The sequence below is a fragment of the Bradyrhizobium betae genome (assembly GCF_004123905.1).
Taxonomy (GTDB): domain Bacteria; phylum Pseudomonadota; class Alphaproteobacteria; order Rhizobiales; family Xanthobacteraceae; genus Bradyrhizobium; species Bradyrhizobium betae_A.
Genome location: NZ_MZXW01000003.1, coordinates 1 through 17,213 on the forward strand (window position 1 = coordinate 1; position 17,213 = coordinate 17,213).

Sequence of the window (17,213 nt, forward strand, 5' to 3'; positions counted from 1 at the left end):
CCATGCGCCATCGATATGGCCGTGATCGAGCTGGTGCGGCAGGAACGAGCAGCGTCGGCGTAGCGCGCGACTGCCCCTTTGGCGGAAGTGGTCGGCTTTGTGAGGAGGCGCCCTAAACCTTCGTATCGTTCCGTCACCCATCTAGATGCCGGACGAATATCTGCGTTCAATTGAGCTGCTGATCGTGATCGTCTTAGGCTGCGTGCGTCGGAAAAGCGAACAGGCTCATCAAGTGCGACGATGAAAATAGGGTGATCGACGAACAGCTGAGATAAAACCGAGAGGAGAGTACAATGCCCAACTGCTCCGAAAGTCTTAGATCTGCCAGTGCCGCGCGATGCGCAGTTTGTGATGGCAAGTTTGGTCTCATTCGGCACTACTCGTGGCGAACGCCTCTTTGTTCCCAGAAGTGCGTCGATCGCTTCAGATCTCGCAGGGAAAGTGACCGCAATTGGGTGGGTTGGCTCCAGATCACCTTCAACCAGCTGCCAGAGAACCGCGCGAGGACTTTGTGATGGTCCAGATCTCGCAGCGAGGCAAGGCATATTTAGAGACAGCACGGACTTTGCTCCGCGCAGCCCAAACCATGACCGACTCAGCGATTGCGGGTCAGCTTAAGGCCCTTGCCGAGGACTACGAGCGGCGAGCTGAGCGAGCTTCGCAAGTTGATGCAGCCAAAGCACTATCCCCATCGTCTGCTGGCGCTGAACGCGAATGGCGTGCATGACCTGGTGGGCAGCTTCAAACATGTTTCCCGAATTCTGTACCATTGAATGGCTGAACCTGCGCCCCGGCTCCAAGGAGCTAGAGGCATTCAACGTCGAGCGCGTGCGCGGCTATCTCGAGTGCAATCTCGGCTGCAAGAAGAAGGAAGTGATCCACGCGCTCCGCCTGCATCCGCGCACCGTGGCCGAGGCCATCAAGATCATCCGGGCAAATGCCCATCGCAGCGATGGGGCTCTCCAGTCGTGATCCAGATCATCGCCGTGCTCTGCAATCTTTCCTCTCCGGCAAATTGCCACGAGCAGACCGTCACCACCTCGGATTTTGCAGACGTCTCGATGCAGTCCTGCCTCATGGGCGCGCCGCAGCTTGCTGACTGGATGAAGCTGCATCCGTCAGAACGCCTGGCGGGCTGGCGCTGCGTGATCGGCACACAGGATGGCAGGGGAGCTTAGGGTGGAAAGCCACTTCCCCGGATGCGTTGAACCGCCTAACGCAAAGGCAGCGATACTGACGGGACCGCTCGACAATCGGCGAGTCCTGCCGATCGAGTAAGTTTTTGTTTGCGGGCATGGGTCCGGAAGCAGGGCCGAGATGCCAGAAGCCTAACGGACGGGAACGAACCGGAAGAGTTGCCGCTGGATGGCGCCACTGTTTGCTGCAAATTTCGAACGGACAATCCGCAGCTGCGAGCTTTCGCCGCTGCATGGCCGCTCTTGCCTGCTGGTGTGCCAAGGCGCTAACCTTGCCGCTCCTGGCATCTTCGATGTGCGGCGATGATCGAACGGTGGACGGGGAGCGCGGTGGTTGCGATCGGTTTGCTCGTTACGTCCGCCCTGGCGTCGCGCAAGACGACCTCGGCGGCGCGCCAGCCAGCATGTCCCTCCAAGTGACGACCGATCCTTCCTCTGTCGAATGCCGCAAGCTCGAGACGGCCAATCCCGCCTCGCTTGTGTTTCTGCCGCTGCGGCTGACCTTCAACGATGACTTTGACGAGCATCCGTTGTCGCAAGGACGCTGGCTGCCGCATTACGCGGGCGGCGCAACATGGCCGGAAGCCCGTTTGCTGGCCGTGCGACGGCGTCGCTTGGGCTCGATCCGTTCAGGGTGAAGAATGGCGTATTGTCGATCGTCGCAACCCGCACGCCATCGGAGCTGAAGGCCGAGCTATTCAACAACGAATACATCTCGGGCCTCCTGACGACCCAAGGCACCTCCTCGCAGAAGCACGGCTATTTCGAAATCCGCGCCAAGCTTCCGCTCGGTCATGCGGTGTGGCCGACCTTCTGGATGCTGGCGGACGACGGCGGCTGGCCGCCCGAGGTCGACGTGCTGGAAGCTGGAGGCGAGCGGCCGGGGGATCTGGTGATGACGACGCATTGGCGGATTCCAGCGAGCGGCAAGATCCAGTCCTGCGGCTTCGACTTCGGCGTGTCGGACGCGTCGGACGGATTCCACAATTGCGGAGTGCCGTCGGAGCCGGATCGCCTGGTCTATTTCATCGACCGCAGACCGGTCTCCGATATCAAGGTTCCGATCGGATTCGACGATCCCATGTACATGATCGTCAATCTCGCGATCCTATCGAAATGCTTTCTCGGCGTTGGGCCGGTCGATGCCGAAACGCGAGACCGTCGCGTTCGAGACCGACCGGATTTCCGCCTATCAGATCGATACGGACCACGCGCAGAGGTGATGATGTCAGCTACCGTCTCGCGCCGCTCCTTTGCGAGGCTCGCCAGCCTTGCTGCGTTCGGCCTGACCACGCGCGCCGACGCCGCCGAGGTCGAGACGCCTCCGCTCGCCCAGCGCCATGCGCCCGCTCGCTTCCCGATGGATTTTCTGTGGGGTACGGCGACCTCGTCCTACCAGATCGAGGGCGCCGTTGACGAGGACGGCCGCGGCAAGTCGATCTGGGACATTTTCAGCGACACGCCGGGCAAGATCGGAGACGGCGATCGCGCCAATGAGTACTATCGTCGCGACAAGGGGGAGTCCGGTTGATCAAGGCGCTCGGCGTCAAGGCCTACCACTTCTCGATCGCATGGACGCGCGTGCTTCCGGATGGGACCGGCCGGCCCAATCTCAGCGGACTGGATTTCTACAACCGTCTTGTCGAGGTGTTGGTTGCGAACGGGATCGAGCCCTACGCCACGCTCTACCATTGGGACCTGCCACAGGCGCTCCAGGACCGCGTCGGCGACTGGCAGTCGAGTGACACGTCAAAGGCCTTCGCGAACTATGCCGCCTGTGTCGCGGAACGCCTGGCCGATCGCGTGAGTAACGTCTTCATCGTGAACGAGGTCGGGCGCTTCGTGAATCTTGGCTATGGCTGGGGCATCGATGTGCCCGGCCTCAAGCTGCCGACTGCGCAGCTCAATCAGGCCCGCCACCATGTACCGTTCGCGCATGGGCTCGCGCTGCAGGCAATCCGCGCCTCGGGGCGCGCCGGCACACGGGTGGGCCCGGCCGAGAACATCGCGGCCTACGTGCCAGCGATCGCGACGCCGGAGAAACATCCGTGCTGCGGAGATTGCGACGCGTGAGCTCAACGCGGGATATCTCGGCGTGGTGCTGGAAGGCAAATATCGGATGCGGTTTCTGGCTTATGCCGGCGCCGACGCGCCGACGTTTACGCCAGAGGAGCTGAAGATCATCGGCGCTCCGAGGGATTTTGTCGGACTCTCGCCGCGGCGGTGCGTGATCGCCAGCTTCGAGCAAAGAATGTGAGACAATTAGGCGACACGGAATTCCTGCAAATCAGCCATGGAATAAATTCTTGTTTAATCGTCAAGTTCATCCGAGCAGCTATTCTTTTCTATGTCTCAGGTGTCGCATACGTTGCAAATACCACAGCGCTGATGGTGGGCAGCCTGCAGTCGGGCCCTTCCATGCAACTGCTCGTCGATCCAACAATGAACCTTGATCCGATCCGCAAAAGGAGTCTCGCCACGTTGCGTATCAATTTCGAGCCGTGACGATAGAGACATGCCAGGAGAAGCCGGGCCGATGCATCGCAGCAAGAATACCCACCTTCGGCTGGCGGATCGTCCCGCCGATTACGAGAGACTTGACCTCTCCCCCCTTGACGTAGCGGAGTTTGAGGACGGGCAACGCATCGGTACGCAAAAGGGCCGCTATGAATGGTGGTACTTCGATGCTCATCTCGATGATGGTGCGACCGTTGTCGTGGTCTTCTATACAAAGCCGAATGTCAGCCCGAACGGTCCACTCGCGCCAAGGATCACCATCAACCTCACTTTGCCTGACGGCCGCAGCTTTGTGAAGCTTCTCGATACCAGGCCGGAGCTGTTTCGGGCATCGAAGTCCGGCTGCGATGTCAAGATCGGGACGAACCACTTCGTCGGAGATCTCAAGCGCTTCCATATCACGGCAACCATCGAGGAGATATCGGTCGACATCGAATTGACAGCAGACGTGCCCGCCTGGCGTCCCAAATCCGGTCATCTCTATTTTGGTACCGATCGGCGAGAAAAGCTGTTTGCCTGGCTTCCCTCGGTGCCTCACGGACTGGCAAACGTCCGTTACACGATCGGCCCCGAAGAACACCGCGCCTCCGGCAGCGGATATCACGATCACAATTGGGGCGACGTCCCCATGCAGACGCTCATGCACAACTGGTACTGGGCACGTGGCAGCGTCGGTCCCTACACTGTTATCGCATCCTACATCACGGCTACCGCCGCGTACGGTTATGAAACGCAGATCGTTTACATGCTGGCCCGCGACGGCAAAATCATCGCTGACGACGATGCGAACGTATCTTTCGAGGCGGATCGGGTCGCGATCGACGGCAAGACCGGAAAGCCGGTAGCGGATATCACGCGCTACACCTACCATGACGCCGACACGCGCTATGTCTTCTCATTCGAGCGCGAGAAGACCATTCTACAAGCCGTCCTCACCGACCGCGCGCCGCTCTTCAAGCGGATCATTGCCCGACTGATCGGCTTTGACGGCGCCTATCACCGCTTCACTGGCCAGGTCACGATCGAGAGGTTCGAGCGAGGAGTGCCCATGGAGCGCTTCGAAGATCGCGCTATCTGGGAATTGATGTATTTCGGGAAGGCGCGACCTCAGCGCGTATCGAGCTAAAAACGGACGAGAACGTCGCATTTGAGAGACGCCATCGACCTCCTGACGGCATCTGGATGGGACTCTCGGTCATGCTCCCGTGGTTAGCAAAATGCTCCGCAATGGGAAGCTGACTGGCGGTTGAGTGTCGACTGCGCGCGTATTCAAAGAAAAGCGCCCGCGAAACTTGATGCCGATTAGCTGCCCGAATGGCCACGCTGATAGCGTTTCGTTCGGAAGATTAGAGCGGGCGATCGCCTCCACATGCCGCGTTTTTGAGCTCGCCTTGCCGGTTCAACGCTAATTTAAGGTCCTAAAGACCAATTTAATCGTCCTTCCGCGCACCCGTCTTATTTTCTGGTTAGCGCTCGCGTGCTCGATGATCCGATTCGAGTGGGAGGGCACCGGTGTTGTAGGACGGGGCGTCAGTTCAGTTGCGCCTGCGGTTTCAGTTCCGGCGCGAGTGCGCGAGAGCCGAGTTGGGACCGTGGAGCGAGAGGTCGCGGCCCCGCCCTTTGGGCGCTGCCTGTAGGAACGGACCACGGCCCAGGCCAATGCGACGAGCCCGGGCCCCCCATTTGAAGGAGGTTATGATGCAAGTCGGAGACGTGCTGCGCAAGAAAGCCTCTCGCGTTGTTACGGTTAGAATGAACGAAACCGTCGCCATTGCCGCGCAATTGATGCGCGCTAACAAGATAGGCGCGCTGGTGGTTAAGGATGTTGTCCGAACCGAATGCGATACGGCGGTCGGTATGTTCACAGAACGCGACGTGGTCCGCGCAGTCGCAGATCACGGCTCGGCCGGTCTCGATTTGAAGATTTCGAAGCTGATTTCGCCGCAACTGATCTGTTGCAGTTTGAGCGATACGACCGAGCACATTCGTCATCTCATGAACGAGAGCCACATGCGCCATCTGCCTGTTATCGACAATTATAGCCTGATCGGCGTCATCAGCATTAGCGACATCACTCGACAGCGAGCACCGACCAGATGCGATGCATCGTTCGATCGCAACAGTCCAGCTGGCCGATCCGAAACGTAGGTATGCTCTGTCCCAACCGAATGTAACAAACGGATCAACCTCCGTGCAATGGTCCCATCCATCGCGCTATCATACGCTCGGGCCCATAAATTGGATAGCCGGCGTACTGAAACGGCCATACGTAAAAACGAGGAACGAATCATGGGCCGGATGTTCGACAATGTCGGACGTTTGATTGTCCGGTTGCAGAAGCCGGCCGATAACTGTGAACCTTTCACTCCGAACGATTCTAAGGCGTTACGTGACACCTTGCGACCCGGTGACGTTTTACTGGTCGCGGGCAAAGGTCGCATTTCGGGCAGCATCAAATATATCACTCAATCGACCTGGTCGCATTCGGCCTTGTACGTCGGACCGATGGCCGGCGCCACAACAGACAGCGAGCCCCACGCCCTGATCGAAGCCAATATCAACGAAGGTGTGGTGTCGGCACCCCTGTCGAAATATCTGCATTGCCAAACTCGAATCTGTCGACCGGTGGGCCTGAGCGATGCGGACTGCGAAACGGTTTGCCGTTACGCCTGCGAGCGGATTGGTCTCAGCTACGATTTTAAGAACGTAGTTGACCTGATGTGCTATCTATTCCCATGGCCGCTCGCGCATCGTCGGCGGCACCGAACGATTGCGCTCGGCTCCCGGGATGCCAGTCGCATCATCTGTTCGTCGCTGATTGCCCAAGCGTTCGATGCCGTGCGGTACCCGATTCTGCCCAAGATAACGCGTGTCGATAGCCAGACGGCGCGGTGCGAAGTCGCCGAGATCCGTCATCCGTCGCTTTATGCGTCGCGCGACTTCGATATTTCGCCCTACTTCATGGTTGTGAAGCCGAACCTCGCGCGCGGCTTCAACTATAAAGACATGCATTGGGCCGACGTTCCCCAAGACCACACAACACAGGCGAAGCACGCTCCAAAGGTCGATGGTGCGATCGGGGAGGGAGCTTACGTCTGAATTCCCGGATGAGGCACCGGCTTGCGCATCGCTCAAGCCGCTCCTTGATCAACAGTTTGTTGTGGATCGACACCGCGGGAGATGGTGCTTGCGAGAAGGAGCGCTAAGCGCGAGCCTCCCCGACACCGCCGCACTGAAAAATCAATCGGCTGGCGCGAAGCGATAAATTCTCGACTCCGGACTAAACCCGAATTCAATTGTGCGCCGAGAGCACGCGCCTATGTCACAAATGACTAGATTTCACTCTGGCAACAGGACCGACAAACAATGTTCTTGAGGCGTGACATGCTGGCCGCGACGGCCGTGGGTGGGGTGGTAACGGCAGCGACAATGACGACGGCGAATACCGCTCCGGTGAAGAGCGATATCAGGTTCGGCAATCCGAACGATCCGCCGCAGGGTGCGATCAACGCCAAGAACCCAAGGAGCATCAGCGATCCCGGGCCCGCAGAACCCGGCGATCAAGGACCAATTTCCCGGGGGCATTCTCCCCACCGGCGACCGACGTCGGCAGCATGCCGCTGAGCTGGGCGTCGTTCAACAACGCGCCGCGGCGCATCCAGAATGGCGGCTGGGCCTGTCAGGTAACGCAGGATTCCTTCGCGGTGGCGGACACCATCTCCGGCGTCAACATACGGCTGACTTCCGGCGGCATCCGGGAGATGCACTGGCATCAGTTTGCCGAGTGGGCCTACATGACCTACGGCGCCTGCCGGATCACCACTCTCGACGAATTGGGCCGACCTTGCATCGCCGACGTGAAGGGGGCGACCTCTGGTATTTCCCTGCCGGCCTGCCGCATTCGCTCCAGGGGCTCGGCCCGGATGGCTGCGAGTTTCTGATTTGTTTCGATGAAGGCAAGGCCTCCGAGTTTACCACTCTTCTGATGTCGGAATGGTTCACACACACGCCACCGGATATCCTTGGTCAAAATTTCGGCGTTCCCGTCGAGACGTTCAAGGATATTCCGTTGCGCGACCTCTACATCTTCCAAGGCGAGTTACCCGGCGATCTCGCCCCGGATCGCGCAGCAGTGAGTGGAAAGGGCGCGCCGCCGCATCCCTTCACCTTCTCGCTCGGATCGGGAGCTCCGGCACGCGAGACCAAGGGGGGCACGGTGCACATTGCCGACAGCCGCAACTTCACCGTTTCCACCACGGTCGCCGCCGCACTGGTCACGGTACGTCCCGGCGGCTTGCGGGAGATGCACTGGCACCCCAACGCCGACGAATGGCAGTACTGGATCAAGGGCAAAGGCCAAATGACGGTCTTCAACACCGGCCCGAACGCTGTCACCATGGACTTCAATTCGGGCGACATCGGCTACGTCAAGAAGAACCTTGGACATTATGTCAAGAACACCGGTGATACCGACTTGCAGTTCCTGGAGGTGTTCAGAGCTCCCTATTTCGCGGATGTCTCCCTGTCCGACTGGATTGCTCGGACGCCACCGGCGATGGTTGCCCAGCACCTCAACGTGAGCGAGGCTACGATCGCAAAATTCCGCAAGAACAAGCCGGAAGTCATGCCCGTCTGATCGGATTATGGATCCCTGTGGCTTCGCAGAAAGCCACAGGGCCTCTATCCTCGCGCGCTCGGCGAAACGCATCTGGCGGCCGTCCCCTTATGGAGCCGGTGAATAAGTGGCGCAATCATCCGTCAAATACATAATCGAATTTAAGTAAGATGGACCGACCGGCCTCGTCATGACGTTCCTCTAGGGGCCTGTCCCTATAATGGACTTGGTTAAGCGAAGCGGATTCTGAAGCGTTGTTTTGGGGAGACAGGTTCTCCTCAGCGTGCGGCGGCGAGTTTTGAGAGGTTGTGGGCGATGCAGATCATGGCCTATTCGGCCTTGACCTTGTCGATGTTGCGCAGGAGGAACTGGCGCAAGCCTCTTGCCTGCTTGATCTGACCGAAGACGGGCTCGACGATCTGTTTTCGCAACCGATATCGGCTTCAAAAGCCTTTGAGCTTTGTGCTCATTCTGGCGACGAGCGTGCCGGATTTTGAGCGTTATTTTTTGCCGTGGCCGCCTTGCTGCCGTGCTTTTGCCGTCGGTGGCGTAGTCCTCGATCCGGCGTCGACTGAGCGTGCGAAGATTGGCTTACGAGCAATAGCCTGCATCGGCCGACGCTTCATCCGCGTTCTCCCGAGATTGGCTTTGATGGCATCGAGCAATGGCGCAAGCTGAGCCTGATGGCTTCCGGCGCTGGATGCGCTCTAGCGCCGGTCGAGGATTGGCGCGGGCCGGCCCAGAGCCAAGCGATAACTGCCTGGCCTTCGCCTTTTACCGGCCCTTCTCCCGACGTGATGTCTACGTCTCGACGCGCTTCCTGATCAACGGCGAGAAGGATCAGGCCGCCGGACTGGTCGTTCGGTTCAGATCGCCCGAAGAACACTAGCCTTACGCGCTGCCGCAATCGAGAACAGCGTCACCTTGTACCGCATCGCCGACGGACGGCGAGATGATCGGAAGCATGGATATCAATGTGTCGGGCGAGGCGCGGCACACACTTGGCGTCTCGGCGAACGGGGACCGCTTCACGGTATTTTGCGACGGCAAGGAGCTTTTTGTCGCGACGGACAGAAGGTTTCCGGGCCCACCTGGGAAGATCGGCCTCTGGACCCATGCCGACAGCACGCCTCTGTTCAAAACCTTCGAAGTCTGAAGCATCCGCTAGTCTGAAAATCCAGACCAATAAAGGCAAATTACTGTGCGCTACCATTGGCACCTCTTCATTGCCGGCCTTGGACGTTGAACGGGATCTCCGCCCGGCTCATCGTAAGCCACTACGAAACAACTACGGCGGGCCCCCAATCGCTTGAACGCCATTTCCGAGGAGATCGAGCGCCTCGATCTCGGCAGCACTCCCGGCCCGTCTCTTGCCCGGCTGAAGCGCGACGAGATTGTGGCGCTCAACTCGACGCTTCTGCACGAATTGTATTCCGCAAGCCTCGGCGGCGACGGACGCATCCTGCCGGAAGGCCTCGCGAGCGCCATCGCAAAGGATTTCGGATCGGTGGTTCGCTGGCGCCAGGAGTTTGTCGGCATCGCGTCCGCGCTGGCCGGTGGCTCGGGCTGGGTGTTGCTGACCTATGTTCCGCGCGACGGAGGGCTCATCAATCAGACCGCGTCGGAACACAGTCAAAGCATCGCGGCGGGGTGCCGATCCTCGCCCTCGATATGTATGAGCACGCTTTCCACCTGGAACTCGGCGCCAACGCCGGCGCCTACATCGCCGCCTTCATGCGCAACATCGATTAATCCGCCGTGAAACTGCGATGCGAGGACGCCAGGTCGCGCCTCCGCGGCCGGCGATCAAGGGGCTGGTGAAGCTCTTCGAGTGACTTGGACGAGAGCACAGGGACCCGCCCCAATGCTTCACCCGCAACGCCGCTAGGCGATCATCGCAACCGTGATTCCTTCATCGGAGCTCGTAGTTTTGCCAAGCTGGTGACCCTGCGTTCGGGGGGTACCCCGACCATTATCAACACCTGAACCACGCCGAAATCACCTTCCAGGATAATAACTTTGTCCGACGCGGACCATCGAGGCTGACAAGCGTCATTGCGGCGGATCAGTTTTCTAAAGAAATTAGGGACGGCGACACGGATATCTGCGCTCCCGACAAAAGATATGATCCTTACCGCGCTATCTTGGCACATTGGGTGCCGTCGAGGGCATCCACCACTCGGATATGGGTGGGTTTACAACTCGATCCTTCGGCCTATTTCGACCAATGCACTCGAAGGTATCTTGAACCGGTCAATGGCATGGGCGGAATTGCGCGACATGAACGAGAACAATGCGATGCGACATTGTGCTAGGAGATTTCGATGTTTGTGGCTGCTGAAATCCCCTCGCTCGATGTAGTAGCTTGCTTTATCCAGGACTGGCACTCCCTCCTTTTTCGCAAGCGCGAGGACGGCCGGAAGGTTGGGGATTTCGACGAAACCAAAGTGAACAGTAACGTGCCAAAAGCCATCGTCGAGCTGCTCTATGCGGACGCGGTCTTTTGATCGAATGCGAGGAACGTGCTCGAAGCTAACCGTCAGACAAATAACGGTCTCTTGCAGCGATCCGACGCGCTTCACGTAGTTGACGATGATGGGAGGTATAGCTTCCCCAACTCGTGTAAGAAAAACCGCTGTCCCACGAACTCTTGCGACATTATCTTTGCGAAGGCGCGCGAAGAACCTGGCCGGCTGTTGAGATAATGCCACGTTGCGACGACGCGTTGCCTCAACGCCGTAATGCCAAGTCGTCATGATGACGAACACGAGGAGGCCGAACGTCAGGGGGATCCAGCCGCCATCCAATATCTTCAGGAGGTTCGCCGAGAAGAAGGCGAGATCGATTGCCAACAGGATGCTTGTGATGGTGGCTGCTTGCCAGAGGGTCCACTGCCACCGATTGCGCATTACATGATAGAGCAACGCTGTCGTCAAGATCATGGTGGTGGATACGGCGGTCCCATAAGCTCCGGCAAGGCGTTCAGAGCTTCCGAATCCCGCGGTCAGTCCGACCGTAAACGCCATCATGGTCCAGTTGACGAATGGTATGTAGATCTGTCCGCGTTCCTCCGCTGAAGTCTGACGGATCCGTACACCCGGAAAATAGCCGAGTTGCATCGCCTGCCTTGTCATCGAGAACGCACCCGTAATGATGGCCTGGCTGGCGATGATGGTAGCGAGCGTTGCGAGCGCGACCAGCGGGTAAACCGACCAGGTGGGCGCCAGCTTGAAGAATGGGTTTGCTTCGAGGTCGGGAACGTCGAGAAAATTTCCGATCTGCCCGGCGTAGTTGAGGACGAGAGCCGGCAGCACCACGCCATACCATGCAGTGCGGATCGAATTTGGCCCGATATGGCCCATGTCGGCGTAAAGCGCTTCACCGCCGGTCAGCGCGAGGAATACGCCGCCCAACAGCGTGAACCCGAGAAACCCGTGCTCCGTCACTAGTCGAACACCATAAACAGGGTTTATCGCAGCCAAAACATGCGGATGATGCACGATACCAACGAGTCCAAGAATGGCGATTGTGCTAAACCACATCAACATGATCGGCCCGAAGGTTTTTCCAATGATTCCGGTCCCACGCTTCTGAATCGCAAACAAGCCGACCAAAATGACAAGGGCAAATAGCATCGCGTACGGCTTGAATATGTCTGTTGCGACGTTCAGGCCTTCGACCGCGCTCAGGACCGAGATTGCCGGTGTAAGAATTCCATCGCCATAGATGAGGGCTGCACCAAACAGACCCATGATAATGAGCCACCGATCGCGACCGGCCCAGTGGGCACCGGTCAACGTCATCAGCGCGAGGATCCCGCCTTCACCGTGATTGTCGGCGCGCATGACCAGAAAGCAGTACTTGATCGAAATCGTGATGATCAGCGCCCAAAAGACGAGGGACAGCGAGCCAAGAGCCGCGTCCCGCGTGAATTGATCACCCATGATATGCATGATAGTCTGCAGGCTGTAGAGAGGGCTGGTCCCCAGGTCTCCGTAGACAATGCCGAGTGCCAGAAGCCCGGCCGATACGGTTGCGGGCCGTGCAAAAATCATTTCAGCGCCCCCGGCAGGATGCGCCGGAGCCTTCAGTACGGAAGCAGCAGATGTCGACATAATATATCCAGAAGCATTGCGCCTGCCGAAGCCGTGAGCGGTGAGGTCACGTGGCCTATCTCAAGCAATGTAGGTGTACACTCTCTTCCGACTCATGAACTTGGAGCTTCGGCTGGCTAAATTCGAGTTAAGGAGATCGCATCCTAGAGGCAACGCTAACTCTTACTCGGCTGGCGCGCTGTGTTCCGTCATCTCGTTTTGACTAAGCATCAGTACGATTCCCATGGCTATCGGCGACCGGTAAACGCGGCTCGTTGGCAGCACAATGCAGCTCCCGAGGCAACGCCAACCGCAACGCCTTACTGATCGCCATAGGACATTTAGGAAATCGATCGCACCATTCGGGCAGCGTTGCCTGGTCGGTAGCAGCGCAGTCAAATTGTCGACTCGCAGCGGGCGACATGGGCACTCGGTGTTGCGCTTCGCGATAGGCCGTGAGGGCGCGTCGACCTCCTTCCAGGCTCGCAAGACCGCTTTCTGAAACGTGGCCACCTCCCATTGTCGTGATTCGTGCGCCAAGGTGGCCGCTAAACCGCTCCCTCGAAGATCGGAATGAAATGGCGGCCCGAGAGCGAATGCGGCCGACCTCGGGGACAATACATTAGTCAGGCGCAGGCGTTCCAAGCTGATGGTACCGTTCAATGTCTGTCCGGATAGCTCGCTACGGCGACGCTGGTCTGAGCCGTGGCTTTATGTAGGCGCGCCTCAGCCTCGCGTACGCCCGGTTGGTGATGCTGCCCGCAATGGAGGGCTACCTCGCAGGTGCCCTTCCGCAGCAAGAACGGCGCAACAGATGCAAATGGGCGTTTCACCGAGTTGTGAAGCGTGACTCCAGCAGGTCAAGTTCTCTGACTAGCTTCCGAGACGTCTCGTCGGAGAGTTGTCGAGCGCGAGCAATTCGGTAGATTTCGGTCCGTTCCGCACGAAGCCCGATCAGGCGCAGTCTGTGCTCGATCTCACTGATTTTTCGCCCCAGTGAACTGTCTTTGTCGCTCGTAGAGCGCCCATCGATCCGTTGACGGTAGAGCTCCATAATATTTAGGCCGGCATCGGTGTATAGATCAGCATCGCTGCGGCCTTCCCCCATTTCATGCTGCGCCTGTTCGATCGCCCGAATCGCTGCTTCCGCAGCGGCGATGCGTGCCCGGTCCTCGTCTTCCTGATGCGATGGCTCAGGTGGCAATTCGAGGTCCTGGAGGAGAAACGGCAGGCCGAAACTCGCCACAACCAGTGAGATAATGATCACGCCGGCAGCGAGAAAGATAGCAAGGTCGCGCGCCGGAAACGCTGACCCGTCGTTCATCGTCAGCGGCAGCGTGAGCACTCCGGCGAGGGTGATGGTCCCCCGAATGCCGGCGAGCGAGGTAGCCGCGACGAGACGCCAGCTTGGTACATATGGGTTCCGACCCCTCAACGCTGCCCGAAACAACGTGAAGCGTAATGACGTCCAGACCCATGCAAAGCGCAGCACCGCAAGCGCCAGGTTGATGGCAACCACATACACAACGAGCCAGATCGGCTCATGGTGTCCGGCTTCACCCACCACCCGCGCGGCGCCGGTGGCGAGCTGCGGAAGCTGTTCTCCAAGTAGAACGAAGATGATGCCACTGCCGGTGAACCGAATCAGGACTGTTCCGTTAGCTGCTTCGCCTCATTGGTCGTGAGGATCAAGCCGACCGAAGCGGTGCGCACGATATGACCGAGCTGGGCCGAACTGAAAAAGGTCGGAAGAGGTACGACGATCTTGCCTGCCAGCGCGCAGCCAAGCTGAGCAACCACCCAATCGATGCCGTTTGGCGCGAGAATCCCGATCGGTCCCGGTTGCGGTCCAAGATCGGCAGCAAGGCCAATCACTTTGGCGAGAAGCTCGCCGCGATGAATGATCCCGTTGCTATCGCTCACGGCAACTTTATCGCCCGCCTCGTCAGCGTGGCGGTACATTGCGTCAAAGAGGTTTCGCATGAAGCGATCCTGAACCTTGCGCGTCATTGCCATCAAGCCCGAGGCGAGGACTCGCGATTGCGAACACCTTCGGCTGCGAGGCGTAGTAGGTGCCCCATCGTTGGTGGCCCGGGATTCGCCGACAATCTGCGTCGGCCAAGTGGGTCAGAGGATGACCCAATCGCTCCACCAGCCTGTGCAAACGTTGGGTTAACGTAAAGAACGACCATGCGAAGCCGTTTAGCTCGCCGAACATTCCCAGTGACTTGATGAATTGCATTGTTGCGCGAGGGGCCCGGCTTGCGAAGGTCGTGACCTCGAAGATCTCGCTGCGGGTAATGGTCCTCTTGGACGCCGCGCCGAGGGCCTGTTCGACCGGTGAATCCAGATAAAGCTCGGAGAAGAAGCCATCCTCCTGAAGCCTTACAGCGGCGGCGCATATGATATCGGCGCGCTCGTTCATAAGCGCAAAAAGGCGGGAGGGAAACGTCTGCAACTCTGCGCCGTACTCAACGGAATAGACATTGCGGACGAATGTTTCGACGACGCTCCGCAAGGCGTCACCTTCTCTGATGACGATGGTCTCGCACATCGGTGTGCCTCGTGCTTTCATCAGGAGGCGTGTGTCCCCAAACAATGGTTAAATTAAGCATGGCGTTGTTCAACAAACGCTCACGAGATCGCGAACGCGTGATGCCGAATGACAGATGCGTTCATGATCGAGTATTCCGTATGCGAGTGTGCGAGGAGATAGGGAGTTAGAAAGTGCGATCTTCGATTGGGCCACCCCACACGGCAAAGACTTCTTAATCAGTATTAGCTTCTCGTGCCCCCTGAAAATTGGCACGCCTGCGCGCTCGCTCCAGAACGCTTGGGCGCAGAGTGCAGCAAACTAGAATTTCGCAAGAGCGGAGTGAATCGACGGCGAGGTCGCGCGTATTCACTCGCCGCCGCGCCTCTCAGGTGAACCTGCACCCGGTGCTCGCCTCCTTATGTGCAAGGCTAACTTGGCATTCTCAAGCTCATCGTAAAAGCACCCCCGGGGGAGGATAACGTTCGCCCGAGCTCGACGGTAGGCCGGGACGAGCGGCGCCGCCGCGCTAGTCGATCAACAACGGCCCCATATGATCGCCGCGAAATCGGAAGCTAAGCCGGGTGCTCACAATTGCGTGCCCGCAGGCGTCCTTAATTTCACAATAGATCGTGTGCTGCGCATAGAGCCGGCTCCGCAAATTTGAACAGGTCGATAAGTGGAGTTTCTGCCTGACAGCGGGCACGCTGATGCCTGCGAATCAGGAGCGACGATGAGCAGACGAGCACGCCGGAACCACACACCGGCCTTCAAGGCGAAGGTGGCGCTTGCCGCCGTCAAGGGCGACCGGACGATCGCTCAACTGGCCGAGCAGTTCGACGTCCACCCCAATCAGATCACGGCGTGGAAGGCGCAGCTGGAAGGCGGCGCGTGCGGAGTTTTTGGACCTGGCAGCGCTGCGCCCGCCGCGCCTGCGATCGACGTGAAGTCGCTGCACGCCAAGATCGGAGAGCTGACGCTGGAGAACGATTTTTTAGAAGGAGCGCTCACCAAGGCGGGATTGCTGAGCGCAAAGCGATGATCGACCGTGAGCACCATCTGTCGATCACCAGGCAGGCGGAGGTACTGCAGATCAGCCGGGGCAGCATTTATTACCTGCCGCGTCCGGTGCCGGACGCCGATCTCGCGATCATGCGGCGTCTCGACCGGCTGCATCTGGAGTTTCCCTTCGCCGGCTCGCGAATGTTGAGAGGCCTGCTGGCTGCCGAGGGGTGCAAGATCGGCCGCCGGCATGTCAAAACGCTGATGCGGCGGATGGGGATAGAGGCGCTCTATCGCCGTCCGCGCACGAGGAAGCCGGAACCCGGCCACAAGATCCATCCGTATCTGCTGCGCGGCATGGAGATCACACGGCCGAACCAGGTCTGGGCGATGGACATCACCTACATCCCGATGGCGAGGGGCTTCGTCTATCTCGCCGTGGTGCTGGACTGGGCAACACGTCGTGTTCTGTCGTGGCGACTGTCGATCACCATGGAAGCAGCCTTCTGCGTCGAGACGCTGGAGGATGCCTTGGCCCGTCACGGCAAGCCGGAGATTTTCAACACCGACCAGGGCTCGCAGTTCACCGGACAGGCTTTTACCGGCGTGCTCGTCGACAACGGCATCGCGATCAGCATGGACGGCAAGGGCGCATGGCGGGACAACGTGTTTGTCGAACGGCTCTGGCGCAGCGTCAAATACGAAGAGGTGTATCTGCGGGCCTATGACAGCGTCAGCGAGGCTCGCAGTTCGATCGGCCGATATCTCGACTTCTATAACACCAGGCGTCCCCATTCGAGCCTTGACGGCACTACGCCGGATCAAGCCTACTTCACCCCACTGCCACTCCGCATGGCAGCCTAACCCCGGCAGAGGCTCCACCTATCGACGCGGAAACTCTGTTCAGACAACCGGGACCAGCTCTGTTCATCTTGCGTAGATCATGGTTGCTCTTTCAATCGCCCTTGCACTTGGCGGTTCGTTTATTGCCACCAATGCATTCGCATCCGGTAGCGCCCTAGGAGATGGTCGTATGGCCAGCGGCGCGAAAGCTTATCACACCGGCCGCCTTACCCCTGCTCCCGCTCGAGGGTACGTGCGGCACCCGTGGCGGCGAAGCGCCTCCGACTGGGACCCGTGGTATACCTGGGGCGCCTATTACGGGCCCCATGGTGCCGCGACTTGAACTTGTCCATGCACGAGCGCGGACTCACGCGAACCGGGCGATGGCCGGGCTCAGCCACTTGAGCGCGTCC

14 protein-coding genes and 3 pseudogenes are annotated in these 17,213 nt (G+C 59.1%); 13 read left to right on the plus strand and 4 right to left on the minus strand.

The genetic code is table 11. From position 1 onward, the window contains the following. Positions 1-747 precede the first annotated feature (747 nt). The 12 genes and pseudogenes from B5V03_RS00060 to B5V03_RS42970 all read left to right on the plus strand — a co-directional run bounded on the left by B5V03_RS00060 (position 748) and on the right by B5V03_RS42970 (position 10,080). Positions 748-972, plus strand: a complete 225-nt coding sequence (locus tag B5V03_RS00060; protein WP_129267256.1) for a hypothetical protein — start codon at positions 748-750, stop codon at positions 970-972. Beyond that, positions 969-1,178 carry a hypothetical protein gene (locus B5V03_RS00065; RefSeq protein ID WP_129267257.1) on the plus strand — a complete coding sequence of 70 codons (210 nt, stop codon included), beginning with the start codon at positions 969-971 and terminating at the stop codon, positions 1,176-1,178. The genes B5V03_RS00060 and B5V03_RS00065 overlap by 4 nt, the downstream gene beginning before the upstream one ends. Positions 1,179-1,499: 321 nt before the next feature. After that, positions 1,500-2,419, plus strand: a pseudogene (locus tag B5V03_RS42880) (glycoside hydrolase family 16 protein). 2 nt (positions 2,420-2,421) lie between these two features. Next, a pseudogene (locus B5V03_RS00075) lies at positions 2,422-3,435 on the plus strand (family 1 glycosylhydrolase); the annotation flags it as partial. Positions 3,436-4,341: 906 nt separating this feature from the next. Further along, the gene (locus B5V03_RS42955; protein ID WP_433995321.1) at positions 4,342-4,839 is read left to right on the plus strand and encodes a hypothetical protein; all 498 of its coding nucleotides are present in this window, start codon (positions 4,342-4,344) and stop codon (positions 4,837-4,839) included. 572 nt (positions 4,840-5,411) lie between these two features. Further along, positions 5,412-5,861: a CBS domain-containing protein gene (locus tag B5V03_RS00085; protein WP_129267258.1), complete on the plus strand. Its 450-nt coding sequence runs from the start codon at positions 5,412-5,414 to the stop codon at positions 5,859-5,861. A gap of 141 nt (positions 5,862-6,002) precedes the next feature. Beyond that, positions 6,003-6,812, plus strand: coding sequence for a YiiX/YebB-like N1pC/P60 family cysteine hydrolase (locus B5V03_RS00090; protein WP_129267259.1), 810 nt, complete (start codon positions 6,003-6,005; stop codon positions 6,810-6,812). 515 nt (positions 6,813-7,327) lie between these two features. Continuing rightward, entirely contained in the window at positions 7,328-7,654 is a 327-nt protein-coding gene (locus B5V03_RS42960) for a cupin domain-containing protein (protein WP_433995319.1), read from the plus strand. Then, positions 7,558-8,349 carry a cupin domain-containing protein gene (locus B5V03_RS42965; protein WP_433995320.1) on the plus strand — a complete coding sequence of 264 codons (792 nt, stop codon included), beginning with the start codon at positions 7,558-7,560 and terminating at the stop codon, positions 8,347-8,349. The genes B5V03_RS42960 and B5V03_RS42965 overlap by 97 nt, the downstream gene beginning before the upstream one ends. Before the next feature lie 287 nt (positions 8,350-8,636). Beyond that, positions 8,637-8,825, plus strand: coding sequence for a hypothetical protein (locus B5V03_RS42145; protein WP_245502113.1), 189 nt, complete (start codon positions 8,637-8,639; stop codon positions 8,823-8,825). A gap of 455 nt (positions 8,826-9,280) precedes the next feature. Next, entirely contained in the window at positions 9,281-9,484 is a 204-nt protein-coding gene (locus tag B5V03_RS41255; protein ID WP_164987692.1) for a hypothetical protein, read from the plus strand. A 351-nt stretch (positions 9,485-9,835) separates the two neighbouring features. Next, a pseudogene (locus B5V03_RS42970) lies at positions 9,836-10,080 on the plus strand (Fe-Mn family superoxide dismutase). A 443-nt stretch (positions 10,081-10,523) separates the two neighbouring features. On the opposite strand, the gene B5V03_RS00115 reads toward B5V03_RS42970, so the two are convergent. From B5V03_RS00115 to B5V03_RS00130, 4 genes are all read right to left on the minus strand, one after another. Further along, a complete protein-coding gene (locus B5V03_RS00115; RefSeq protein ID WP_245502114.1) occupies positions 10,524-12,443 on the minus strand; it encodes a potassium transporter Kup in 1,920 nt (639 codons plus the stop codon). An 808-nt stretch (positions 12,444-13,251) separates the two neighbouring features. After that, positions 13,252-13,989 (minus strand): cation:proton antiporter, encoded by a 738-nt coding sequence (locus B5V03_RS00120; protein ID WP_129267261.1) that lies wholly within the window; start codon positions 13,987-13,989, stop codon positions 13,252-13,254. Between the two features lie 77 nt (positions 13,990-14,066). Then, positions 14,067-14,405 carry an AMP-binding protein gene (locus B5V03_RS00125; protein ID WP_164987693.1) on the minus strand — a complete coding sequence of 113 codons (339 nt, stop codon included), beginning with the start codon at positions 14,403-14,405 and terminating at the stop codon, positions 14,067-14,069. Continuing rightward, positions 14,389-14,976 carry a thermostable hemolysin gene (locus tag B5V03_RS00130; RefSeq protein ID WP_164987694.1) on the minus strand — a complete coding sequence of 196 codons (588 nt, stop codon included), beginning with the start codon at positions 14,974-14,976 and terminating at the stop codon, positions 14,389-14,391. The genes B5V03_RS00125 and B5V03_RS00130 overlap by 17 nt, the downstream gene beginning before the upstream one ends. A 712-nt stretch (positions 14,977-15,688) precedes the next feature. Here B5V03_RS00130 and B5V03_RS00135 point away from each other — a divergent pair. Continuing rightward, a protein-coding gene (locus B5V03_RS00135; RefSeq protein WP_129267264.1) for an IS3 family transposase occupies positions 15,689-16,821 on the plus strand; the annotation gives its coding sequence in 2 pieces (ribosomal slippage) (positions 15,689-15,944 and positions 15,944-16,821; 1,134 coding nt in all). Positions 16,822-17,213: the final 392 nt, after the last annotated feature.